Here is a 23499-nt window from a genome sequence, read left to right as displayed (position 1 = left end):
CTCAGCCGGTGAGCTGCTCGTACGCCGGCAGCGTCAGGAAGTCCGCGTAGTCGGCGTCGAGGGAGACCTGGAGCAGCAGGTCGTGTGCCTGCTGCCAGTGCCCGGCGGCGAAGGCCTCCTCGCCGATCTCCTGGCGGATGTTCGACAGTTCCTCGGCGGCGACCTTGCGGGCCAGCTCCGGCGTGGCCTTCTCGCCGTTCTCGAACTCGACGCCCGCGTTGATCCACTGCCAGATCTGGGAGCGGGAGATCTCGGCGGTGGCCGCGTCCTCCATGAGGTTGAAGATGGCGACCGCGCCGAGCCCGCGCAGCCAGGCCTCGATGTAACGGATGCCCACCTGGACGGCGTTGACGAGGCCGTTGTACGTCGGCCTGGCGTCCAGGGAGTCGACGGCGATCAGGTCGGCCGCCTCGACGTGGACGTCCTCGCGCAGGCGGTCCTTCTGGTTCGGCCGGTCGCCGAGGACCGCGTCGAAGGAGGCCATGGCGATCGGCACCAGGTCGGGGTGGGCGACCCAGGAGCCGTCGAAACCGTCGTTCGCCTCGCGGTCCTTGTCCGCCTTCACCTTCTCGAAGGCGACCTTGTTGACCTCCTCGTCCCGGCGGGACGGGATGAAGGCCGCCATGCCGCCGATCGCGTGCGCGCCGCGCTTGTGGCAGGTGCGGACGAGGAGTTCGGTGTACGCCCGCATGAACGGGGCCGTCATCGTGACCGCGTTGCGGTCCGGCAGGACGAACCTGGCGCCGCCGTCACGGAAGTTCTTGACGATGGAGAACAGGTAGTCCCAGCGGCCCGCGTTGAGCCCGGAGGCGTGGTCGCGCAGTTCGTAGAGGATCTCCTCCATCTCGTACGCGGCCGTGATCGTCTCGATCAGGACGGTCGCCCGGACGGTGCCCTGCGGGATGCCGACGTAGTCCTGCGCGAAGACGAACACGTCGTTCCAGAGGCGGGCCTCCAAGTGCGACTCGGTCTTCGGGAGGTAGAAGTACGGGCCCTTGCCGAGATCCAGCAGGCGCTGGGCGTTGTGGAAGAAGTACAGGCCGAAGTCGACGAAGGCGCCGGGCACCTGCTGCCCGTCGATCTGCAGGTGGCGTTCGTTCAGGTGCCAGCCACGCGGTCGCATGACGACGGTGGCGAGCTCCGCCTCGGGCTTCAGGGCGTACGACTTGCCCGACCGCGGGTCGGTGAAGTCGATGCTGCGGGTGTAGGCGTCGATCAGATTGAGCTGGCCGAGGACCACGTTCTCCCAGGTCGGGGCCGAGGCGTCCTCGAAGTCGGCGAGCCAGACCCGGGCGCCCGAGTTCAGGGCGTTGATGGTCATCTTGCGGTCGGTGGGGCCGGTGATCTCCACGCGCCGGTCGTTCAGCGCGGCGGGGGCCGGGGCCACCTTCCAGGAGTCGTCCGCGCGCACGGCGGCGGTCTCCGGGAGGAAGTCCAGAGTGGAGGTGCGGGCGATCTCGGCGCGGCGCTCGGCACGGCGGGCGAGGAGTTCGTCACGCCGGGGCGTGAACCGGCGGTGCAGCTCGGCCACGAAGGCGAGGGCCGCGTCGGTGAGGACCTCCTCCTGCCGGGGCAGGGGCTCGGCGTCGACGATGGCCAGCGGGGACGGCGCTGGTGCGGACATGAGCTGTCACTTCCTTCAGCGGTGGCACCGGGTGCCAAGCGGCACGCCTGGGTCGACGAGCGCCCATTGTGCGGTCGAGCGCTTCTGAACAGTGGATAGTAGTTTCCTCATCGTGGAACTTCAATGGTTTGTTGATATCGAGATTCTCTGAGTCGACAGAAGGTGTCGCTCAGTGCCATCCCGCTCACTCAAGGTGGACCAGGTCGGCCTCGGTGTCGATGTCGTACGGCTCGGCCACGTCCCCGCACTCCACCAGGCGCACCGCGTCCGCGTGCTCCTTGAGGTAACCGCGCGCCCCCTGGTCCCCGGTCGCGGCCCGGACGATCCCCGCCCAGTGCGCGGCGCCGAACAGCACCGGATGCCCGCGTACGCCCGCGTAGGCGGCCGAGACCAGCGACGACTCCCCGTCGTAGGCGGCCAGCACCCGGGCCGCCGCCGGGCTGCCGATGCCGGGCTGATCGACGAGTGAGACCAGTGCGGCCCGTGCACCCGTTCCGGTGAGGGAGGCGAGACCCGCCCGCAACGAGGTGCCCATGCCCCGCTCCCATTCGGGGTTGTCCACCAGCACGCAGTCCCCGAGTTCCGCGTCCTCCCGTACGGCGTCGGCACCGGCCCCGAGGACCACATGGATCCGGGTGCAGCCGGCCGCCCGCAGCACGGCGACCGCGTGTTCGACGAGCGGACGGCCGCGGTGCCGGAGCAGGGCCTTGGGCCGCCCGCCGAGCCGGCGTCCCCCGCCCGCGGCGAGGACCAGACCGGCGACCTGCTGTTCGTTCTGCTTCATTCCTCCTGCATACCTGACGGCACGAGGACGGCACGGTTTCCCGGGGCTGAATTTCGGTCCGCGCGGTGGCGCACGGCGCACCGGTGGCGTTTACTGGCCCGCGTCCCACGGCCCCCGGCCGACACACCGGGGGCTGCTCGGCGGGACCAGGACGTGGACGCGCACAACGGCGTGCGCGGGGGGAGAACTGTGTTGCGGAGCGTGGGGCAGAGGCCGGTGACCGGCAGCGACGAGGATCCGAGAGTGGCGGAACTGAGGACCGCGGTGTCCCGGCTGCGCCGCGAACTGGCCGCGCTCCCGGCCGAGTTCCCGGACCGGGGGATCGCCGAGGACGAACTCGCCGCACTGGCCGCGATGACGGCCGGCGGAGCGCCCGAAATCCCGCGGCTGCAAAGGTCGTTACTGCTGATCGCCGGGGCCATCGGATCGGTCAGCGCGCTGTCGCGCGGGCTGACGGACGTACGGAACGCGGTGGACCTCTTCGGCCGGCGGCAGTGCTAGTCCCAGCCGCGGAAGGGGAACGGCCCCCGGTAGCCGCGGTCCGACGTGCGGTGCTCGAACTGCTCGCACAGCCAGGTCTCCTGGACGAACTCGGTGTGCCGCGGCCAGATCGTCAGGATGCCGTCCGGGCCCTTCTTGCCGTCGCACCGCCGGTAGACGTCCTTGGCGCCCCGGAAGCAGGCCAGCCCGGTCATCATGCCGTGGCCCACCGGGTGGTAGTCGGACCAGGCGCAGGAGATGCACGCCTTGAGGCGGGCGCCCCCGGGCAGCGCGGCCCCGATCTCGTGCAGCGCGTCCTCGAAGTCGGGGTGCGTGGCACGGTACTCGCGCCCGTCCAGGCGCAGGGCGACGGTCAGGTCCTCCGTCTCCACCGGATACCCGAGCCGCACCGCGCAGTGCACGGTCGCGATCCGTTCGCCCCGCCCCTCGACCTCCACGGGCACGGTCAGGCCCCACTCCAGCAGACAGGCCCACAGGTCCCCGTCCCGGAAGGTGACCATCGGCTCGGGCAGCTCCCCGCCCTGCGCGCCGAGCGAGTCCATGGTCTTGCCCTCGAAGCGGACGCCCCTGATCGTCGTACGGATCAGCTCGCGGCCGTCCGACTCGAAGACGATGTCCTGCGCGCCGTGCCGGTCGGTGTACCGGCCCGGCCGGCGCAGTAAGCCGCTCACGCCGGAGCCTGCGTGGCCAGCGCCTCGGAGAGCTCCTGGGCGATCTCCTGCAGCACGGGCACGATCCGGTCGGTGGCGGCCTCGGTGACGCGCCCCGCCGGGCCGGAGATGGAGATCGCGGCGGCGGTGGGGGAGTCGGGCACGGACACCGCGAGGCACCGCACCCCGATCTCCTGCTCGTTGTCGTCGACCGCGTACCCGAGGCGGCGTACGTCCGCCAGCGCCGCGAGGAAGCCGTCCGCGGTGGTGATCGTCTTCTCCGTGGCGGCCGGCATGCCGGTACGGGAGAGAAGGGCGCGCACCTCGGCGTCCGGGGTGTTCGCCAGCAGGGCCTTGCCGACGCCCGTGGAGTGCGGCAGCACGCGCCGGCCGACCTCGGTGAACATCCGCATCGAGTGCTTGGACGGCACCTGGGCGACGTAGACGATCTCGTCCCCGTCGAGCAGCGCCATGTTGGCGGTCTCGCCGGTCTCCTCGACCAGCCGGGCGAGGTACGGGCGGGCCCAGGTGCCGAGCAGCCGGGCGGCGGACTCGCCGAGGCGGATCAGGCGCGGGCCGAGGGCGTACCGCCGGTTGGGCTGCTGACGGACGTAACCGCAGGCCACCAGGGTGCGCATCAGCCGGTGGATGGTGGGCAGGGGCAGTCCGCTGCTCGCGGACAGCTCGCTCAGGCCCACCTCGCCGCCGGCGTCCGCCATCCGCTCCAGCAGGTCGAAGGCGCGCTCGAGTGACTGCACGCCACCGGTGGCGGACTTGGCGGAGTCGGTGGTGCTGGCGCTGGACGTCGGCACGGCACGTTCCTTTCGAGGCTGGCGGGAAGGGCAGAAGCCTACCCGGCAGGCGGTTGACTCCCCGCTTGTGCGTAGCTACGTTCTGCTTACCGGAATTCTAATTCCGCTTTGTGGAAACATCCAGAGTGGCGGCGCAAGAGACGCTGGACAGCAGTGTGCCCTTGACGGCGCGGGAACGGGAGTGAAGACTCCTTCAACAGAACGTTGAATTCCGTAGCGTGGAAGTCCATCCACCGCCCGGAAGCGAAACGGCGGCAGAGAGAGGGGTCCCGGGTGTCCGACGTAGAACTGGTGCTGCGCTCGACGCGCGTCATCACCCCGGAGGGGACGCGGGCCGCCTCGGTCGCCGTGTCCGCCGGGAAGATCACGGCCGTCCTGCCCTACGACGCTCCCCTCGGGGGCGCCCGGGTGGAGGATCTCGGCGACGACGTCCTGCTGCCGGGCCTGGTCGACACCCACGTGCACGTCAACGACCCCGGCCGTACCGAGTGGGAGGGCTTCTGGACCGCCACCCGCGCGGCGGCGGCCGGCGGCATCACCACCCTCGTCGACATGCCGCTCAACTCCCTCCCGCCGACCACGACGGTCGAGAACCTGCGGGTGAAGCAGCGGGTCGCCGCCGACAAGGCGCACATCGACGTCGGGTTCTGGGGCGGCGCGCTGCCCGACAACGTCAAGGACCTGCGCCCGCTGCACGAGGCGGGGGTGTTCGGCTTCAAGGCGTTCCTCTCCCCGTCCGGCGTGGACGAGTTCCCGCACCTGGACCAGGAGCAGCTCGCCCAGTCGCTGGCCGAGATCGCGTCCTTCGGCGGCCTGCTGATCGTGCACGCGGAGGACCCGCACCACCTCGAGGCGGCACCGCAGCAGGGCGGCCCCAGGTACGCCGACTTCCTGGCCTCGCGCCCGCGCGACGCGGAGGACACGGCGATCGCCCAGCTGATCGCGCAGGCGCGGCGGCTGGACGCGCGGGTGCACGTCCTTCATCTGTCGTCCTCGGACGCGCTCCCGCTGATCGCCGAGGCGAAGGCGGCAGGAGTACGGCTGACGGTGGAGACCTGTCCGCACTACCTGACCCTGACGGCCGAGGAAGTCCCCGACGGCGCCAGCGAGTTCAAGTGCTGCCCGCCGATCCGCGAGTCCGCCAACCAGGACCTGCTCTGGCAGGCGCTGGCGGACGGCACGATCGACTGCGTGGTGACCGACCACTCGCCGTCGACCGCCGACCTGAAGACGGACGACTTCGCCACGGCCTGGGGCGGCATCTCCGGCCTCCAGCTGAGCCTCGCGGCCGTGTGGACGGAGGCCCGCAGGCGCGGGCACGGCCTGGAGGACGTGGTGCGCTGGATGTCCTCCCGCACGGCGGAACTCGTGGGCCTCGACGGCCGCAAGGGCGCCATCGAGGCGGGCTGTGACGCCGACTTCGCGGTCCTCGCGCCGGACGAGACGTTCACCGTGGACCCGGCGGCCCTCCAGCACCGCAACCGGGTGACGGCCTACGCGGGCAAGACCCTGTACGGAGTGGTGAAGTCGACCTGGCTGCGCGGCGAACGCGTCCTGCTGGACGGCGAGTTCACGGAACCGAGGGGACGCCTGCTGGCCCGCACCCCCTGACCACCCGGCCCAGCCCCGACACCCGAAAGGCACATGAAGTGACGGCGATTGAGAGTTTCACCGGCGACGCGAACCCGTACGGAGGCGGTGACCCGTACGCGGACTACCGCACCGCGGACTTCCCCTTCACCCAGTACGCCAACCTCGCCGACCGGCAGCTCGGGGCCGGTGTCATCGCCGCCAACGACGAGTTCTTCGCGCAGCGGGAGAACCTCCTGCTGCCCGAGCGGGCCGAGTTCGACCCCGAGCACTTCGGGCACAAGGGCAAGATCATGGACGGCTGGGAGACCCGGCGCCGGCGGGGCGTGTCGGCGCAGCACCCGTGGCCGGCCGAGCAGGACCACGACTGGGCGCTGGTGCGCCTCGGGGCGCCGGGCGTGATCCGCGGCATCGTGGTGGACACGGCGCACTTCCGCGGCAACTACCCGCAGGCGGTGTCGATCGAGGGCACGTCGGTCGCGGGCTCCCCCTCGCCGGAGGAACTGCTCGGCGACGACGTGAAGTGGACGACGCTGGTGCCGCGGACCGCGGTGGGGGGCCACGCGGCGAACGGCTTCGCCGTCTCCGCCGAACAGCGCTTCACCCACCTGCGGGTGAACCAGCACCCCGACGGCGGCATCGCGCGCCTGCGGGTGTACGGCGAGGTGGTCCCCGATCCGGCGTGGCTGTCGGCGCTGGGCGCCTTCGACGTGGTCGCGCTGGAGAACGGCGGCCAGGTCGAGGACGCGTCGAACCTCTTCTACTCCCCGGCCACGAACACGATCCAGCCGGGCCGGTCCCGGAAGATGGACGACGGCTGGGAGACGCGGCGGCGACGGGACCAGGGCAACGACTGGATCCGCTACCGGCTGGTGGCCCAGTCCCGGATCCGGGCGATCGAGATCGACACGGCGTACCTCAAGGGCAACAGCGCCGGGTGGGCGTCGGTGTCGGTGCGGGACGGCGAGTCCGGCGACTGGCAGGAGGTCCTGCCCCGCACCCGCCTCCAGCCCGACACGAACCACCGCTTCCTCCTCGCCACCCCCGCGGTGGGCACCCACGCGCGCGTGGACATCTACCCGGACGGCGGAATCTCCCGCCTGCGCCTGTTCGGTTCCCTGACGGACGAGGGGACGGCAGGCCTGACGGCCCGCCACCAGGAGCTGGGCGGCTGAGCTGCCCGACCTGCCGGGTGGTGCTGCACCTGCGAAACAGTGGGCGGCGGGGTGGGAGCCCCGCCGCCCCGGTCATGCCGCGTAACCGCCGTCCACCGAGAACTCCGCGCCGGTCACGTACGGCGCCCCCGCCAGATGCACCACCGTGGACGCCACCTCCGCCCCCGTGCCGAAGCGGCCCAGCGCCGTGGCGGTCGCCTGGTCGAGCGCGTACGGACCGTCCGCCGGGTTCATGTCCGTGTCGATCGGACCAGGATGAACGATGTTCGCCGTGATGCCCCGGGCCCCCAGCTCCCTGGCCAGCGCCTTCGTCAGTCCGATCAGCGCCGACTTGCTCATCGCGTAGAGGGCCGCCCCGGGGCCGGGCACCCGCTGCGTCACGCACGAGCCGATCGTGATGATCCGCCCGCCCTCCGGCAGCAGCGCGGCAGCCGCCTGCGACGCCAGGAACACCGCCCGCACGTTCACCGCCAGCACCCGGTCCACGTCCTGCGGCGACAGGGACACCAGCGGCCCGAGCACCCCCACCCCGGCGTTGTTCACCAGCACATCCAGTCCGCCCAGCTCCGATGCCGCACGCGTCACGGCCTCCGCCGCCTCCCCGGCGTCCGAGGAGTCCGCGCGCAGCGCCACCCCGCGCCGGCCGAGCGCCTCCACGGCCCGTACGACGTCCGAGGCCGCCTCCTTGCCGTTCACATAGGTCACGGCCACGTCCGCGCCCGCCCGGGCCAGAGCCACCGCCGTCGCCGCGCCGATGCCCCGGCTGCCGCCGGTCACCAGGGCCACCTTGCCGTCAAGAGTTCCGTTGTCAGAAGTCATGGGTCCATCCCAGCGGCCGGCCCGCTCCGACGCTGGCGGCGTACGGACATGGAGATCACCGGCGGCCCTCGACGACCGGACCGATGAGTTGCGGGGTCCCGCGGGGTCTGCCCTCATGACAAGCAGATCCCGCACCAGGAAGCAGGTACCGCCATGGGCAAGCTCGTCTCCACGCTCTTCGTCACCCTCGACGGCGTGTACCAGGCCCCCGGCGGCCCCCAGGAGGACACCCGCGACGGCTTCGCACAGGGCGGCTGGTGCTTCCCGTACGCCGACGACGACTTCGGACGGTTCATCAGCGACGTCTTCGACCGCGCCGGCGCCTTCCTCCTCGGCCGCCGTACGTACGACATCTTCAGCGGGTACTGGCCCAAGGTGACCGACCCGGAGGACCCGGTCGCCTCGCGGCTGAACAGCCTGCCGAAGTACGTCGCCTCCGCCACCCTCACCGATCCGGACTGGGACGGCACCACCGTGATCGGCGGCGACCTCGCCCAGGAGGTCACCGCTCTGAAGGAGCGCACCGACGGCGAGCTGCAGATCCACGGCAGCGGCGCCCTCGTCCACTCCCTGCTCGGCCTCGGCGTCCTCGACACCCTGCACCTGCTGACCTTCCCGGTCGTCCTGGGCGCGGGCCGCCGCCTCTTCCGGGAGAACACCACCCCGACCGCCTTCCGCGACACCGGCGGCAGCGTCACCTCCACGGGCGTCTCGATCCAGACGTACGACGTGGCCGGGAAGCCCGAGTACGGCGAGTTCGAACTCCCCGAGAACGCCTGACGCGGTGTGTCAACTCCCGGCAGGATTCGCGGACTTGACGTGAAAGTCCACCGGGGTGTCATTGACGAGCCACGCTCTACGCGCGTCATCATGGGCCCATGAGATTCCCCCCACGGATCACTCGCCTCGGCGCCGCGGCCGCCGTCCTGTCCGCCCTCCTGGTCGGCGGCACCGTCACCGCCACTCCGGCAGCCGCCGCGGTCGGCGACATCTGCTACGGCGACCTGCCTTCCCAGGCGCACGACACGCTCGACCTGATCGAGCAGGGCGGCCCCTTCCCGTACACCCAGGACGGCACCGTCTTCCAGAACCGCGAAGGCAACCTCCCCGGGCAGTCCACCGGGTACTACCACGAGTACACGGTCATCACGCCCGGCGCGTCCACGCGCGGGGCGCGCCGGATCGTCACCGGCGAGGAGTACCAGGAGGACTACTACACGGCCGACCACTACGCCTCGTTCGACCTGATCGACTACCGCTGCTGAGACCCCCGGAGCAGCGGGAGCAGCCGGAGGTCCGGCCCGCGGTCAGCCGGGCCCCCGGTTCTCGGCGGCGGCGAACAGCGCGAACCCCAGCACCAGCAGCGTGATGCTCGCGTAGATCTCGTAGCCGTCGAGCAGGCCGACCCGCTGCACCAGGCCCCAGTCCCAGTCGGTGAACTGGTGCACCAGGCCGGCGATGCCCTGGACCAGGGCGAGGAATCCGAGAAGTTCCAGGAACTGCTTCATGGCAAGACCCTCGCCCCGCGGACCCCCCACGGACATCGGCCGCGGGGCGAGACCGGCCCGGCCGAAAGTGTCCGCGCCGCGCGGCCCGGCGCGCCGAAAGTCTGACGTGCCGCGACTTTGGTCGACGATCCCGCCGAGGCGGGGGTGCCGGGGTGTGTGGCTGCGTAGATTTGCCGACCGTGAGTGGTGACATGCCGGGGCCCGAGTCGGGGCCCTTCGTCGAGCAGCGCTGGCTGCTGCCCTCGGCCGTGGTGAAGGAGCTCGACCCCGACGACGAGCGGGCGGGGCGGCGCCACCGGCGCACCGCCCGGGACTGGGTGGTCGACTTCTCCTGCTTCCTCGTGGCCATCGCCATTGGCCTGGTGGGCGCCGACGCCCTGGAACAGGAGAAGCTCCCGGAGGCCGTCGCCGCCCTCGACCAGGTGCTGGGCGCGCTCGCCTGCGCGGCGGTCTGGCTGCGCCGCCGCTGGCCCCTCGGGCTCGCCGTGGCGATGGTCCCGGTCGCCTTCCTGTCGGCCACCGCGGGCGGCGCGGGCGTGGTGGCGATGTTCACCCTCGCCGTGCACCGCCCCTTCCGGTACGTGGCCTGGGTGAGCGGGGCCGCGGTGGTGGTGACGCCGGTGTTCTACTGGTACCGGCCCGACCCGGAGATCCCGTACGGCTGGATGCTGTTCCTCAGTGCCGTGCTGACCGGCGCCGTCGTCGGCTGGGGCATGTTCGTGCGCTCCAAGCGCCAGCTCATGCTCAGCCTGCGGGACCGCGCCCGCCGCGCCGAGACCGAGGCGCGCCTGCGTGCCGAACAGGCGCAGCGGCTGGCCCGCGAGTCCATCGCCCGGGAGATGCACGACGTCCTCGCCCACCGGCTGACCCTGCTGAGCGTGCACGCGGGCGCGCTGGAGTTCCGGCCGGACGCGCCCCGGGAGGAGATCGTGCGGGCCGCCGGGGTCATCCGGGAGAGCGCCCACGAGGCGCTCCAGGACCTGCGGGAGATCATCGGCGTCCTGCGGGCGGGGGAGCGCGACGACACCAGCCGGCCGCAGCCCACCCTCGGCGCGCTGGAGGCGCTGGTGACCGAGTGCCGCGAGGCCGGGATGAAGGTCGCCCTCGATCTCCGCGTCACCGATCCCGCCGCCGTCCCGGCCTCCGTGGGCCGCACCGCCTACCGCATCGCCCAGGAGGGCCTGACCAACGCCCGCAAGCACGCCCCCGGCACCGAGGTCACGGTCACGGTCACCGGCGGCCCGGGCGAGGGGCTCGACGTGTGCCTGCGCAATCCGGCGCCGGACGGCGACGTACCGCCCGTGCCGGGCTCCGGGCAGGGGCTGATCGGGCTGACGGAGCGGGCGACCCTGACCGGGGGCCGGCTGGCCCACGGTCCGACGGCGGACGGCGGCTTCGAGGTACGGGCCTGGCTGCCCTGGGGGTGACGGCCCGGCCCGGAGCCGTTCGCGCGCCGACCCGCCCGGTGGGGTGCCCTTGCCGGACCGGATCCCGCCCGGCAACGGTCGTCATCCCCGCAGGAGTTCGCCCCGCATCATGATTACGTAAGCCCATGACTGCGATCAGACTCCTCCTCGTCGACGACGACCCGCTGGTGCGGGCCGGCCTGTCCCTGATGATGGGCGGCGCGGACGACATCGAGATCGTCGGCGAGGCCTCCGACGGCGCCGAGGTCGGGGACCTCGTCGAGCGCACCCGCCCGGACGTCGTCCTGATGGACATCCGGATGCCCTCGGTGGACGGCCTCACCGCGACGGAGCGGCTGCGCGGCCGCCCCGACGCCCCGCAGGTGGTCCTGCTCACCACCTTCCACGCCGACGAGCACGTCCTGCGTGCCCTGCGCGCGGGCGCCGCCGGATTCGTCCTGAAGGACACCCCGCCCGCGGAGATCGTCGAGGCGGTACGGCGGGTCGCCGCGGGTGATCCGGTCCTCTCGCCCACCGTGACACGGCAGTTGATGGCGCACGCCGCGGGCGCCGCCGCCGAGACCCGCCGGGCACGCGCGCGTGCCCGGATCGCCGCCCTGAACGACCGCGAGTGCGAGGTCGCCGTCGCGGTGGGCCGCGGTCTGTCCAACGCGCAGATCGCCGCGGCCCTGTTCATGAGCGTCGCGACGGTGAAGACCCATGTCTCCCGCATCCTGACCAAGCTCGACCTCAACAACCGTGTGCAGATTGCGCTGCTGGCCCACGACGCGGGGCTCCTCGACGAGGACACCGGGGCGTAATCGCAGGGGGACGGGCACTGGCGCCGGGCGCCGGGCGTTGACAGGGTGACGAGGTGCCGTCCGAGGGGGAGTGGTGATGAGCGAGTTCATCGATCTGGGCGAGCTGGGCGCGGAGTTCCGGCGCAATCCGCATCCGGTCTACGCGCGCTTACGCGCCAAGGGGCCCGTGCACCGGGTCCGCCCGCCCGCATGGGAGTCGGAGACCTGGCTGGTCGTCGGCCACGAGGAGGCGCGGACGGCGCTGGCCGACCCCCGGCTGGCCAAGGACGGCGCCAAGATCGGCACACCGGCGCTGGACGAGGAACTGGTCGGCAAGACCCTGCTGAGCACCGACCCGCCCCAGCACACCCGGCTGCGGGGGCTGCTCTCCCGCTCCTTCACCATGCGACGCGTGGAGGAACTGCTCCCGCGGATCCAGCAGATCACCGACGACCTGCTCGACACCATGCTGCCGCTCGGCCGTGCCGACCTGGTGGAGTCCTTCGCGCTCCCGCTTCCGCTCACCGTCATCTGCGAACTGCTCGGCGCACCCGAGATGTCCCGCGCCGAGTTCCGCAGGATGGCCACGGAGTCGATCGCACCCAGCAGCCCGGCCGCCGCGCACGACGCGTTCGCCGGCCTCGGCGCCTACTTCACCGAGCTCATCGCCGACAAGCGGGCCGCGGGCCCGACCGATGACCTGCTCAGCGACCTCGTCCACAGCAGCGCCGAGGACGGCGCGCCGATCTCCCCGGACGAACTGCGCGGCATGGCCTTCATCCTGCTGATCGCGGGCTACGAGAGCACGGTCAACCTGATCAGCAGCGGCGTCCACGCCCTGCTCACCCACCCCGGCCAACTCGCCGCGCTGCGGGCCGACATGACCCTGATCGACAGCGCGGTCGAGGAGATGCTGCGCTACGAGGGCCCGATCGAGAACGCGACGTTCCGGTACGCCTCGGAGCCCTTGGAGATAGGCGGCGTCCGGATAGCGAAGCACGAGCCGGTGATGATCTGCCTCGCCGCGGCGGACCGCGACGCGGACCGTTATCCCGACCCCGAACGCTTCGACATCCGCCGCGACAGCCGCGGCCATCTCGCCTTCGGGCACGGCATCCACTTCTGCCTGGGCGCCCCACTGGCCCGCGTGGAGGCGCGCACGGCGATCCGCGCACTGCTGGAGCGCGCCCCCGGCCTGGCTCTCGACGGCCCGCCCGGCGACTGGCTGCCGGGCACGCTGATCCGCGGCATGCGGAGCCTGCCGGTGCGGTGGTAGTCACGCCGAGGGACCGTCCACGGATCACACCGCCGGCGCGCTCCCGCCCGGCAGCTCCGCCGGCCGCACCGGCCGGTGCTCGCGCCTGGACAGCTCGCACGCCTCGGCGATCCGCAGCGCCTGCAGGGCCTCGCGGCCGTCGCAGGGGTTGGCCCGCTCGCCCCGGACCACCTCGACGAACGCCGCCAGTTCGGCCTCGTAGGCGGGTCCGAAGCGTTCCAGGAAGCCGGGCCAGGGCTTGTCGGCGGCCGGTGGTCCGCTCGGTTCGGTGGACGCGATGGGGGTGCGGTCGTCCAGGCCGACGACGACCGTGTCCCGCTCCCCGGCCAACTCCATGCGCACGTCGTAGCCCGCGCCGTTCATCCGGGTCGCCGTGGCCGTCGCGAGCGTGCCGTCGTCCAGCGTGAGCACCACCGCCGCGGTGTCGACGTCGCCCGCCTCACGGAACATCGCGGGACCGGCGTCGGACCCGGCGGCGTACACCTCGGCCACCTCGCGCCCGGTCACCCAGCGCAGCGCGTCGAAGTCATGGATCAGCGTGTCCCGGTACAGCCCGCCGGACCCCGGCAGATACGCGGCGGGCGGCGGCGCCTGGTCGCTGGTGAGCGCCCGTACGGTGTGCAGCCGTCCGAGCCGGCCGGCGCGCACCGCTTCCCGGGCGCCCAGATAGCCCGCGTCGAAGCGCCGCTGGAAGCCCATCTGCAGGATCGTTCCGGCGGTCTCCACCTCGGCGATCGCCTGGAGCGTGCCGGGCAGGTCCAGCGCGATGGGCTTCTCGCAGAACACCGGGAGCCCCGAGCGCGCCGCCCGTCCGATCAGCTCGGCGTGGGCCGGGGTGGCCGTCGTGATGACCACCGCGTCCACGCCCCACCGGAAGATCTCCTCCACTCCCGGCGCCGCGGTCTCGCCCAGCCGCAGGGCCAGCTCCGCCGCCCGCGCCGGATCGGCGTCCGTGAGGATCAAGGATCCGACCTCCCGGTGCCGGCTGAGGGTGTTCGCGTGAATCGTCCCGATTCGGCCGGTACCGATGACTCCGATGCGCATGGGACCAAAGTGCGGTCGCACCGCCCACCCTGTCAATGTGTATGTCCGGACAATCGAACTACACGACTTCCCGTCAACCGGCCATGGAGCTACGCTCGCCCCGTGCCGAAACCAGATGTCAACCCGACCGTGCCGCTCGACCTCCATGTGGACCGGAGCAGCCCGGTGCCGTTGTACTTCCAGCTGTCCCAGCAGCTGGAAGCGGCCATCGAGCACGGAGCGCTCACCCCCGGCAGCCTGCTGGGCAACGAGATCGAACTCGCCGCACGCCTCGGCCTGTCCCGGCCCACCGTCCGCCAGGCCATCCAGTCGCTCGTCGACAAGGGCCTGCTGGTCCGCCGCCGCGGAGTCGGCACCCAGGTCGTGCACAGCCAGGTCAAGCGCCCCCTGGAGCTCAGCAGCCTGTTCGACGACCTGGAGGCCGCCGGCCAGCGCCCGGCCACGAAAGTGCTGGTCAACACCGTCGTCCCGGCTTCCGCCGAAGTGGCCGCCGCGCTCGGCGTCCCCGAGGGCGGCGACGTGCACCGGGTGGAGCGGCTGCGCCTCGCGCACGGCGAGCCGATGGCGTACCTCTGCAACCACCTGCCCGGCGGACTGCTCGACCTGGACACCCCGCAGCTGGAGGCCACCGGTCTGTACCGGCTGATGCGCAGCGCCGGGATCACCCTGCACAGCGCCCGCCAGTCCATCGGCGCCCGCTCCGCGACCCCCGCCGAGGCCGAGCGGCTCACCGAGGACGAGGGCGCCCCGCTGCTCACCATGCAGCGCACCACCTTCGACGACACCGGCCGTGCCGTCGAGTTCGGCGACCACATCTACCGCCCGAGCCGCTACGCCTTCGAGTTCCAGCTCCTCGTGCGGCCGTAGCGGCCTGCTTCCAGGTCCTCGGTTCGTCTCAATGTCCGGACAATGCGACCGACTCGCGGTCCCCGGCCACCAGGCGCATGATCCCTGTGTTTGATACTGGGGCGCTTGGGGCTGGTGATTCACCGGCCCCTTGCGTACGTCAGAACACAGCAAGAAGGGCACGGCCTCGTGGCACGGTTGAGGACCTGGGCAGGATTCGCGCTGGCGGGGGCACTGTGCGTGTCCCTCGCCGGATGCAGCAGCACCGGCGGCAAGCGCGCCGAGGACGCCCGCAAGGCCGCGGCGGCCCAGGGCAAGGCGGCGGTGAACACCCCCCGCTGGACCTTCGCGATGATCACCCACTCGGGCGATGGCGACACCTTCTGGGACATCGTCCAGAGCGGCGCCGAGCAGGCCGCCGTCAAGGACAACATCAACTTCCTGTACTCCCACGACGACGAGGGCCAGCAGCAGGCGCAGCTCGTCGACGCCGCCGTCGACAAGCAGGTCGACGGGATCATCGTCACCCTCGCCAAGCCCGACGCCATGAAGGCCGCCGTGGCCCGCGCCCGCAAGGCCGGCATCCCGGTGATCACGGTGAACTCCGGCTCGGAGCAGTCCAAGGCGTTCGGCGCGCTCACCCACATCGGCCAGGACGAGACCATCGCGGGCGAGGCCGTCGGCGAGGAGCTGAACGAGCGCGGCCGCAAGAAGGCCGTCTGCGTGCTGCACGAACAGGGCAACGTCGGTCACGAACAGCGCTGCGACGGCGTGAAGAAGACCTTCGACGGCACCGTCCAGGACCTGTACGTCAACGGCACCAGCATGCCGGACGTGCAGTCCGCCATCGAGGCCAAGCTCCAGGCCGACGGCTCCATCGACTCCGTCGTCACCCTCGGCGCCCCGTACGCCGACACCGCCGCCAAGGCCAAGCAGGGCGCCGGCAGCGACGCCGAGATCGTCACCTTCGACCTCAACGCCAAGGTGGCGGCCTCGCTCAAGGACGGCACCCTCGGCTTCGCGGTGGACCAGCAGCCGTACCTCCAGGGCTACGAGGCCGTCGACCTGCTGTGGCTGTACAAGTACAACGACGACGTCCTCGGCGGCGGCAAGCCCGTGCTCACCGGCCCGCAGATCATCACCCGGGACCAGGCCGCGGCGCTGGAGGAGTACACGAAGCGGGGCACCCGATGAGCGCCACGACGGTCGACGAACGGCTCGTCGAGACCTCACCGCTGCGCAAGCTCCTCGGCCGCCCCGAACTCGGCTCGGTCGTCGGCGCCCTCGCCGTCTTCCTCTTCTTCGCGGTCGCCGCCGACGGCTTCCTGCGCGCCTCCAGCCTCAGCACGGTCCTGTACGCGTCCTCCACCATCGGCATCATGGCGGTCCCCGTCGCCCTGCTGATGATCGGCGGCGAGTTCGACCTGTCGGCGGGCGTCATGGTGACGTCCTCGGCCCTGGTGTCGTCGATGTTCAGCTACCAGATGACGGCCAACACCTGGGTCGGTGTCGGTGTGTCCCTGCTGGTCACGCTGGCCATCGGCGCCTTCAACGGCATCATGCTCACCCGCACGAAACTGCCGAGCTTCATCATCACGCTCGGCACCTTCCTGATGCTGACCGGCATGAACCTCGGCTTCACCAAGCTGATCGACGGCACGGTCTCCACGAAGTCGATCGCCGACATGGAGGGCTTCGCCAGCGCGCGCGACGTCTTCGCCTCGACGCTGACCATCGGCGGCGTCGACGTCAAGGTGACCATCGTGTGGTGGTTCGGCCTGGTCGCCCTCGCCTCCTGGATCCTGCTGCGCACCCGCGCCGGCAACTGGATCTTCGCGGTCGGCGGCAACCAGGACGCGGCCCGGGCGGTCGGCGTCCCCGTCGCCAAGACCAAGATCGGCCTCTACATGGGCGTCGCCCTCGGTGCCTGGATCTCCGGCCAGCACCTGCTCTTCTCCTACGACGTCGTCCAGTCCGGCGAGGGCGTCGGCAACGAGCTGATCTACATCATCGCGGCCGTCATCGGCGGCTGCCTGATCACCGGCGGCTACGGCAGCGCGGTCGGCTCCGCGGTCGGCGCGTTCATCTTCGGCATGACCAGCAAGGGCATCGTCTACGCCGAGTGGAACCCCGACTGGTTCAAGTTCTTCCTCGGAGCGATGCTGCTCCTCGCGACCCTGCTCAACGCCTGGGTCCGCAAGCGCGCGGAGGCCACCAAGTGACACTCGTCGAGCTGGCGGACGTCAGCAAGCACTACGGCACCATCCGCGCCCTGCAAGGCGTCTCCCTGGAGGTCCACGCGGGCGAGATCACCTGCGTCCTGGGCGACAACGGCGCGGGCAAGTCCACCCTCATCAAGATCATCTCGGGGTTGCACCAGCACGACGGCGGCGCCCTGCGCATCGACGGCGAGGAGACGAAACTGTCCTCCCCGCGCGAGGCCCTGGACCGCGGCATCGCGACGGTCTACCAGGACCTGGCCGTCGTACCGCTGATGCCGGTGTGGCGGAACTTCTTCCTCGGCTCCGAGCCCCGCAAGGGCGTCGGCCCCTTCAAGCGCATGGACGTCGACCACATGCGCCGCACCACCCATGCGGAGCTGCGGAACATGGGCATCGACCTCCGCGACGTCGACCAGCCCATCGGCACCCTCTCCGGCGGCGAACGCCAGTGCGTGGCCATCGCGCGGGCGGTGCACTTCGGAGCGAAGGTCCTCGTCCTGGACGAACCGACCGCGGCGCTCGGCGTGAAGCAGTCGGGCGTGGTCCTGAAGCTCGTGGCGGCGGCGCGGGACGAGGGCCTGGGCGTTGTGTTCATCACACACAATCCGCACCACGCGTATATGGTCGGCGACCGCTTCGTGCTGCTGAAGAGGGGCACGATGGTGGGCAACCACAAGCGGCACGACATCACCCTGGACGAGCTGACCAGACAGATGGCAGGCGGCAACGAGCTCGATGATCTGCGCCGGGAACTGAAACGTGCCTAGAGGCGCGGGGAGCCGCACGACCAGCCGGATCCGGTCCGCGGACGGCGTACGGCAGAAACCACCCCATTGTTTCCCTCGACGGCACCCCTGCCCGCGGTGAGGCAGAATCGGGCCCGATGAGCACCTACGGCACCTTCAACGCCCCCATCGGCTCCCGCCGCGCCACAGCTCTGCGCACCGTCGGCACCAGGGAGCGCCGGTCACACCTGACCGCCCCCCGGGTCCCCACCGTGGGCATCGACATCGGCGGCACCAAGGTGATGGCCGGCGTCGTCGACGCCGACGGCAACATCCTGGAGAAGCTCCGCGCGGAGACCCCGGACAAGTCCAAGAGCCCCCAGGTCGTCGAGGACACCATCGTCGAACTGGTCCTGGACCTGTCCGACCGGCACGACGTGCACGCCGTCGGCATCGGCGCGGCCGGCTGGGTGGACGCCGACCGCAACCGCGTCCTGTTCGCCCCGCACCTGTCCTGGCGCAACGAACCGCTCAGGGACCGTCTCGCCGGGCGGCTCGCCGTGCCCGTACTCGTCGACAACGACGCCAACACCGCCGCCTGGGCGGAGTGGCGCTTCGGCGCGGGCCGCGGCGAGGACCACCTGGTGATGATCACGCTGGGCACCGGGATCGGCGGCGCCATCCTGGAGGACGGGCAGGTCAAGCGCGGCAAGTTCGGCGTGGCCGGCGAGTTCGGCCATATGCAGGTCGTGCCCGGCGGCCACCGCTGCCCGTGCGGCAACCGCGGCTGCTGGGAGCAGTACAGCTCCGGCAACGCACTGGTGCGCGAGGCACGCGAGCTGGCCGCGGCCGACTCCCCGGTGGCGTACGGGCTCATCGAGCGCGTCAAGGGCAGCGTCGCCGACATCACCGGCCCGGTCATCACCGAGCTGGCCCGGGACGGCGACGCCATGTGCATCGAGCTGTTCCAGGACATCGGCCAGTGGCTCGGCGTCGGCATCGCCAACCTGGCGGCGGCCCTCGACCCGTCCTGCTTCGTCATCGGCGGTGGTGTCTCGGCCGCCGACGACCTGCTCATCGTCCCCGCGCGGGAAGCGTTCAAGCGCCACCTGACCGGCCGCGGCTACCGCCCCGAGGCCCGCATCGCGCGCGCCCAGCTCGGCCCCGAGGCCGGCATGGTCGGTGCCGCCGACCTCGCCCGCCTGGTCGCCCGCCGCTTCCGGCGCGCCAATCGGCGCCGGGTGGAGCGCCATGAGCGCTACGAGCGGTACGTGTCGTCCCTCCGTGCGTCGCAGGGGCCCGTGTGACCCCTGAACTGCCCCACCAGGCCGAACCGGCGGACGAGCCGTCCCGGCCCGCCGAGGACCGGCGCCACGTGATCCGCCGCCGGGCGCTCACCCTGATCATCATCGTCCTGCTCATCGGCGTACCGGCCGGCTACCTGGTGATCTCCGCCAACCAGAGCCGGGACAGCGGCAAGGACAAGGAGGCCAAGTACGCGGCGAGGGGACTCACCGAGGGCTGGCCCTCCAAGCTCCAGCGCCGCCTCTACCAGGTGCCGGTCCCGCACCCCGCGAACCAGGTCGCGCACTACGAGACGAACAACTGGCGCACCAGCCGGCTCTACGTCCAGTTCCAGACCACGCACGCCGGTCTGGACGCCTTCCTGGCCGAGCTCGGGCTGCACCGCAACGACCTGAAGCGGCACGACATCACCATCGGGACCCGCGACCAGAAGGTGACGGGCTGGAAGTTCGCCGGCGAGGGCTCCCGCCCCGGCGACAACTTCGGGATCGTCCGCGAACAGAAGAACCCCGCCCCCACGCAGGACATCGTGGTGAACACCGGCAACCCGACCTTCCCCATGGTCTACGTCGTCTCCCGCACGGTCCCTTAGCCGTCCGGCCCGCCCGGACCGGTCGGCGGGGCCGATTGTCAGACCCCGCCCGTAGAGTCGAAGACGACTGATCCGACTCAAAGGCGGGAGGTGACAGGGCGTATGCAGGACACCGCGACAGCGGCCGACCGCACCGGCGATCTTCGTACGGCGGACTCGGTGCCCGTGCGCCTCGCCGCCGTCTTCCTGCCCGCGCCGCTTCCGCGCGAGGGCCGGATCGCCTTCTGGGACCCCGACGACGACCCCCTGCCCACGGGCCTCGAGCCCACCGAGCTGACCGTCGTCCGACGGCACGGCTCCGGCGCCCGCCGCAGGACCGCACCCGCCGTGGCCCTCCCGCTCGACGCCGCGCTGCCCCTCCTCCTCCGCGCCCGCCGCGACCCCGCGGCCCACCCCGCCACCGCGGCCTGGGGCGCCGCCGCCCAGCACGCCCTGCGGCTCACCGCGCGCGGCCGGCTGCTCCCGGGGCTCACCCCCACCGGCCACGACGCCTGGCGGGCCGGCCCCCTCGACCCGGACGACATCGCGCACCTGCGGGCCATCGCCGCCGCCCTGCCCCACGAAGGCCACGCGGTGCCGCTGCCCGGCCCGGGACCGCTCCGGCTGCCCGAGCCGGAAGCCCTGATGCGCTCCTTCCTCGACGCGGTCGCCGACACCCTGCCCCGCACCCCGGCCGCTCCCCACGCCTGCGGCAAGCCCTTCGCGGACCGCCGGCCGCAGCGCCTGCCCGACGCGCACGACTGGGCGGCCGAGGTCGCCGCCGGGATGGACGCGGGCGTGCGGATCTCGCTGCGCCTGGACCTGGCGGCCCACGAGCTGTTCGACAGCGAGGAGGGCGTGCGCAACGCGGGCGCGGCGATCGTCCAGGTGCACAGCCTCGCCGACCCCACCCTGGTCGCCGACGCGGCGGCGCTGTGGGCGGGCGAGGCGGACTCCGCCTTCGGTCCCCGCGCGCGGGTCGACGCGGCCCTCGCGGTGCGCCGCGCGGCCCGGGTCTGGCCGCCGCTGGACCGGCTCGCCGAGCAGGACGTGCCCGACGTCCTCGCCCTGACGGACGAGGAACTGGGCGATCTGCTGGGGGTCGCGGCGACCCGGCTCGCCGCGGCGGGCGTCGGGGTGCACTGGCCCCGGGACCTCGCCCAGGACCTCACCGCCACCGCGGTCGTACGGCCCGCTCCCGGCTCGGCGACCGACGGCACCGGCTTCTTCGAGAGCGAGGACCTGCTCCAGTTCCGCTGGCAGCTGGCGCTCGGCGGGGAGCCGCTCAGCGAGGCCGAGATGGACGCGCTCGCCGAGGCGCACCGCCCGGTCGTCCGGCTGCGCGACCACTGGGTGCTGGTGGACCCCGCCCTCGTCCGCAAGGCCCGCAAGCGCGAACTGGGCCTGCTCGACCCGGTCGACGCCCTGTCCGTCGCCCTCACCGGCACGGCGGAGGTCGACGGCGAGTCGGTGGAGGCGGTGCCGGTCGGCGCCCTCGCCGCCCTGCGCGACCGGCTCACGGCAGGCGTCCGCCCCGCCGCGCCGCCTCCGGGCCTGGCCGCCACCCTGCGCGACTACCAACTCCGCGGCCTGGCCTGGCTGGACCTCATGACCTCCCTCGGCCTCGGCGGCTGCCTCGCCGACGACATGGGCCTGGGCAAGACCGTCACCCTCATCGCGCTGCACCTGAAGCGGGCCCGCAGCGAACCGACCCTGGTGATCTGCCCGGCCTCCCTGCTCGGCAACTGGCAGCGCGAGATCACCCGCTTCGCACCCGGCGTCCCCGTGCGCCGCTTCCACGGCCCCGACCGCACCCTGGACGACCTGACCGGCGGCTTCGTCCTGACGACGTACGGCACCATGCGGTCCGCGGCGCCGGTCCTCGCCCAGCAGGCCTGGGGCATGGTCGTCGCGGACGAGGCACAGCACGTGAAGAACCCCTACTCGGCGACGGCCAAGGCCCTGCGCACCATTGCGACCCCGGCGCGGGTGGCGCTGACCGGCACACCGGTGGAGAACAACCTCTCCGAGCTGTGGGCGCTGCTGGACTGGACGACCCCCGGGCTCCTCGGCCCGCTGAAGTCGTTCCGGGCCCGGCACGCGCGGGCGGTGGAGAACGGCGAGGACCAGGAGGCGGTCGAGCGGCTGGCGCGACTCGTGCGGCCCTTCCTCCTGCGCCGCAAGAAGTCCGACCCCGGCATCGTTCCCGAGCTGCCGCCCAAGACCGAGACCGACCACCCGGTGCCGCTCACCCGCGAGCAGGCCGCGCTGTACGAGGCGGTGGTGCGGGAGTCGATGCTCGCCATCGAGACGGCGGAGGGGATGGCGCGCCGGGGCCTGGTGCTGAAGCTGCTGTCGGCGCTGAAGCAGATCTGCGACCACCCCGCGCTGTACCTGAAGGAACCCGCCGCGGGCGAGACCCTCGTGGCCCGCTCCGGCAAGCTGGCGCTGCTCGACGAACTCCTGGACACCCTGCTGTCGGAGGACGGCTCGGCGCTGGTCTTCACGCAGTACGTCGGGATGGCCCGGCTGATCACCTCCCACCTCGCCTCCCGCGCGGTCCCCGTGGACCTCCTCCACGGCGGCACACCGATTCCGGAGCGCGAGCGCATGGTGGACCGCTTCCAGGCGGGCGAGACCCCGGTCCTGGTGCTCTCCCTGAAGGCGGCCGGCACCGGCCTGAACCTCACCCGAGCCGGTCATGTCGTCCACTTCGACCGCTGGTGGAACCCGGCCGTGGAGGAACAGGCCACCGACCGCGCCTACCGCATCGGCCAGACCCAGCCCGTCCAGGTCCACCGCCTCATCACCGAGGGCACGATCGAGGACCGCATCGCGGCCATGCTGGAGTCCAAGCGGGCCCTCGCCGACGCGATCCTCGGCTCCGGCGAGTCCGCCCTCACCGAACTGACGGCCCGCGAACTCTCCGACCTGGTCTCCTTGCGGAGGACCCCATGACACCCCGCCCGTCCGAAGAGGCCCGCCGCGCGCTGAGGGCCGCGCGAGAGCGGGAGGAGAGGGACGGGGGTGCGCTCGGCGCGGCTGGTTCCTCCACGGAGCCGCCGGCAACGGCTGAGCGGACGTCGGGGGAGAGCAGGGGATCCGGGGGCGCGGACGACGCCGCCGACGGGGGGTCCGGTGACGCGGATCGTCCCGCCGGGGAGCCGTCGGAGGCGCGTGAGGTCCGGCCCGCCGACGCCGTACGCGCTGCACTGCGGCGCGCCGCCGCCGGGCCCGGCACGGACCCGGCGGGTGACACCGGGGTGGGCACGTCCGAACCGGCGCCCGGGACTGCCTCCGCCGACCCACCGGCAGCCCGCCCCGCGGATGTCGCGCGGGAAGCGCTACGTGCCGCGCGCCGGGATCGGCGCCGGACCGAGGCGGAGCCGGCGGCGACCCTGAGCCCGGGGCGCGCGCGTCACCCCCGCCCCGCGCACCCCACGCCGGGCGACGCACCGGCGGCCCGCGCCCGCGCCCTGCGAGAACTGCTCTCCGGCGCGTTCCGGCTGCCCGCCGATGTGGACTCACCGGAGGAGCAGCCCACCGAGACAGGCCCCGCCGGGCACGCCTTCCGGGCAGGGGACACCAAGGGCCCCACCGCGTTTGGCGGCAACGCGACGGCTCCCGACGCCCATGACCCCAGCGGGGGGAGTGCCGACGCCCAGGGCGCCGACTCAAAGGGCGCCGTGCCCACCGATGCCCGTGGCGCCGACCCGATGGATCCCGTCCCCCATGCCGACGCGCCCGGCGCCGACGGGATGCACGCCGATCGTCGTGGCGCCGACCGGGGGCCCGCCCAACCCCGTGGCGCTGGCCCGATGGATCCCGTCCCCCATGCCGA

Annotated in this window: 22 protein-coding genes and 1 pseudogene; 16 read left to right on the top strand and 7 right to left on the bottom strand. The window is 72.3% G+C overall.

Annotated features, from left to right (window positions below; genetic code table 11):
• Position 1: 1 nt before the first annotated feature.
• Both aceB and M8H82_RS32030 read right to left on the bottom strand, forming a co-directional pair.
• Positions 2-1624: a malate synthase A gene (aceB, locus tag M8H82_RS32035; protein ID WP_250078607.1), complete on the bottom strand. Its 1623-nt coding sequence runs from the start codon at positions 1622-1624 to the stop codon at positions 2-4.
• A 184-nt stretch (positions 1625-1808) separates the two neighbouring features.
• On the bottom strand, positions 1809-2408 hold the full coding sequence (locus tag M8H82_RS32030; protein WP_250078606.1) for an NTP transferase domain-containing protein: 600 nt from the start codon (positions 2406-2408) through the stop codon (positions 1809-1811).
• A gap of 189 nt (positions 2409-2597) precedes the next feature.
• Between M8H82_RS32030 and M8H82_RS32025 the strand changes: the two genes are divergently transcribed.
• Positions 2598-2909, top strand: a complete 312-nt coding sequence (locus M8H82_RS32025) for a DUF5955 family protein (RefSeq protein ID WP_250078605.1) — start codon at positions 2598-2600, stop codon at positions 2907-2909.
• Here M8H82_RS32025 and M8H82_RS32020 read toward each other — a convergent pair.
• Together M8H82_RS32020 and M8H82_RS32015 are read right to left on the bottom strand one after the other, a co-directional pair.
• The gene (locus M8H82_RS32020) at positions 2906-3580 is read right to left on the bottom strand and encodes a DUF6304 family protein (protein ID WP_250078604.1); all 675 of its coding nucleotides are present in this window, start codon (positions 3578-3580) and stop codon (positions 2906-2908) included. The genes M8H82_RS32025 and M8H82_RS32020 overlap by 4 nt on opposite strands.
• Complete coding sequence (locus tag M8H82_RS32015) at positions 3577-4371, bottom strand: IclR family transcriptional regulator (RefSeq protein WP_250078603.1); 795 nt, start codon at positions 4369-4371, stop codon at positions 3577-3579. The genes M8H82_RS32020 and M8H82_RS32015 overlap by 4 nt, the downstream gene beginning before the upstream one ends.
• Before the next feature lie 273 nt (positions 4372-4644).
• Between M8H82_RS32015 and allB the strand changes: the two genes are divergently transcribed.
• Both allB and alc read left to right on the top strand, forming a co-directional pair.
• Positions 4645-5982, top strand: a complete 1338-nt coding sequence (gene allB / locus M8H82_RS32010) for an allantoinase AllB (RefSeq protein WP_250078602.1) — start codon at positions 4645-4647, stop codon at positions 5980-5982.
• Between the two features lie 38 nt (positions 5983-6020).
• Complete coding sequence (gene alc / locus M8H82_RS32005) at positions 6021-7136, top strand: allantoicase (RefSeq protein WP_250078601.1); 1116 nt, start codon at positions 6021-6023, stop codon at positions 7134-7136.
• A gap of 72 nt (positions 7137-7208) precedes the next feature.
• Here alc and M8H82_RS32000 read toward each other — a convergent pair whose 3' ends face one another.
• Positions 7209-7955, bottom strand: a complete 747-nt coding sequence (locus tag M8H82_RS32000) for an SDR family oxidoreductase (protein WP_250078600.1) — start codon at positions 7953-7955, stop codon at positions 7209-7211.
• A 153-nt stretch (positions 7956-8108) separates the two neighbouring features.
• Between M8H82_RS32000 and M8H82_RS31995 the strand changes: the two genes are divergently transcribed.
• The gene (locus M8H82_RS31995) at positions 8109-8735 is read left to right on the top strand and encodes a dihydrofolate reductase family protein (protein ID WP_250078599.1); all 627 of its coding nucleotides are present in this window, start codon (positions 8109-8111) and stop codon (positions 8733-8735) included.
• A 98-nt stretch (positions 8736-8833) separates the two neighbouring features.
• The gene (locus tag M8H82_RS31990) at positions 8834-9220 is read left to right on the top strand and encodes a ribonuclease domain-containing protein (RefSeq protein WP_250078598.1); all 387 of its coding nucleotides are present in this window, start codon (positions 8834-8836) and stop codon (positions 9218-9220) included.
• Positions 9221-9262: 42 nt separating this feature from the next.
• Here M8H82_RS31990 and M8H82_RS31985 read toward each other — a convergent pair whose 3' ends face one another.
• Positions 9263-9463, bottom strand: coding sequence for a hypothetical protein (locus M8H82_RS31985; protein WP_250078597.1), 201 nt, complete (start codon positions 9461-9463; stop codon positions 9263-9265).
• Positions 9464-9654: 191 nt separating this feature from the next.
• Here M8H82_RS31985 and M8H82_RS31980 point away from each other — a divergent pair, with 191 nt between their 5' ends.
• The 3 genes from M8H82_RS31980 to M8H82_RS31970 all read left to right on the top strand — a co-directional run bounded on the left by M8H82_RS31980 (position 9655) and on the right by M8H82_RS31970 (position 12945).
• The gene (locus tag M8H82_RS31980; RefSeq protein WP_250078646.1) at positions 9655-10890 is read left to right on the top strand and encodes a sensor histidine kinase; all 1236 of its coding nucleotides are present in this window, start codon (positions 9655-9657) and stop codon (positions 10888-10890) included.
• A gap of 125 nt (positions 10891-11015) precedes the next feature.
• Positions 11016-11690, top strand: coding sequence for a response regulator transcription factor (locus M8H82_RS31975; protein ID WP_250078596.1), 675 nt, complete (start codon positions 11016-11018; stop codon positions 11688-11690).
• A gap of 76 nt (positions 11691-11766) precedes the next feature.
• Positions 11767-12945, top strand: coding sequence for a cytochrome P450 (locus M8H82_RS31970; RefSeq protein WP_250078595.1), 1179 nt, complete (start codon positions 11767-11769; stop codon positions 12943-12945).
• A gap of 24 nt (positions 12946-12969) precedes the next feature.
• Here M8H82_RS31970 and M8H82_RS31965 read toward each other — a convergent pair whose 3' ends face one another.
• Complete coding sequence (locus M8H82_RS31965; protein ID WP_250078594.1) at positions 12970-13989, bottom strand: Gfo/Idh/MocA family oxidoreductase; 1020 nt, start codon at positions 13987-13989, stop codon at positions 12970-12972.
• Positions 13990-14118: 129 nt separating this feature from the next.
• Here M8H82_RS31965 and M8H82_RS31960 point away from each other — a divergent pair, with 129 nt between their 5' ends.
• The 8 genes and pseudogenes from M8H82_RS31960 to M8H82_RS31925 all read left to right on the top strand — a co-directional run.
• Positions 14119-14856, top strand: coding sequence for a GntR family transcriptional regulator (locus M8H82_RS31960; RefSeq protein WP_250078645.1), 738 nt, complete (start codon positions 14119-14121; stop codon positions 14854-14856).
• Between the two features lie 168 nt (positions 14857-15024).
• Complete coding sequence (locus M8H82_RS31955) at positions 15025-16029, top strand: sugar ABC transporter substrate-binding protein (RefSeq protein WP_250078593.1); 1005 nt, start codon at positions 15025-15027, stop codon at positions 16027-16029.
• The gene (locus tag M8H82_RS31950) at positions 16026-17057 is read left to right on the top strand and encodes an ABC transporter permease (protein WP_250078592.1); all 1032 of its coding nucleotides are present in this window, start codon (positions 16026-16028) and stop codon (positions 17055-17057) included. The genes M8H82_RS31955 and M8H82_RS31950 overlap by 4 nt, the downstream gene beginning before the upstream one ends.
• Complete coding sequence (locus M8H82_RS31945) at positions 17054-17824, top strand: ATP-binding cassette domain-containing protein (protein WP_250078591.1); 771 nt, start codon at positions 17054-17056, stop codon at positions 17822-17824. Before M8H82_RS31950 ends, M8H82_RS31945 begins: the two co-directional genes overlap by 4 nt.
• A 116-nt stretch (positions 17825-17940) precedes the next feature.
• Positions 17941-19089, top strand: coding sequence for an ROK family glucokinase (locus M8H82_RS31940; protein WP_250078590.1), 1149 nt, complete (start codon positions 17941-17943; stop codon positions 19087-19089).
• The gene (locus tag M8H82_RS31935; RefSeq protein ID WP_250078589.1) at positions 19086-19679 is read left to right on the top strand and encodes a sugar kinase; all 594 of its coding nucleotides are present in this window, start codon (positions 19086-19088) and stop codon (positions 19677-19679) included. Before M8H82_RS31940 ends, M8H82_RS31935 begins: the two co-directional genes overlap by 4 nt.
• Before the next feature lie 102 nt (positions 19680-19781).
• Positions 19782-22616 (top strand): DEAD/DEAH box helicase, encoded by a 2835-nt coding sequence (locus M8H82_RS31930; RefSeq protein WP_250078588.1) that lies wholly within the window; start codon positions 19782-19784, stop codon positions 22614-22616.
• Positions 22613-23499, top strand: a pseudogene (locus M8H82_RS31925) (hypothetical protein); the annotation flags it as partial. The gene M8H82_RS31930 and the pseudogene M8H82_RS31925, both read left to right, overlap by 4 nt.

This window comes from Streptomyces sp. YS415 (assembly GCF_023544665.1).
Classification (GTDB): domain Bacteria; phylum Actinomycetota; class Actinomycetes; order Streptomycetales; family Streptomycetaceae; genus Streptomyces.
The sequence above is the reverse complement of the archived record's forward strand: the minus strand, read 5'-3'. Positions and strand labels throughout refer to the sequence as shown.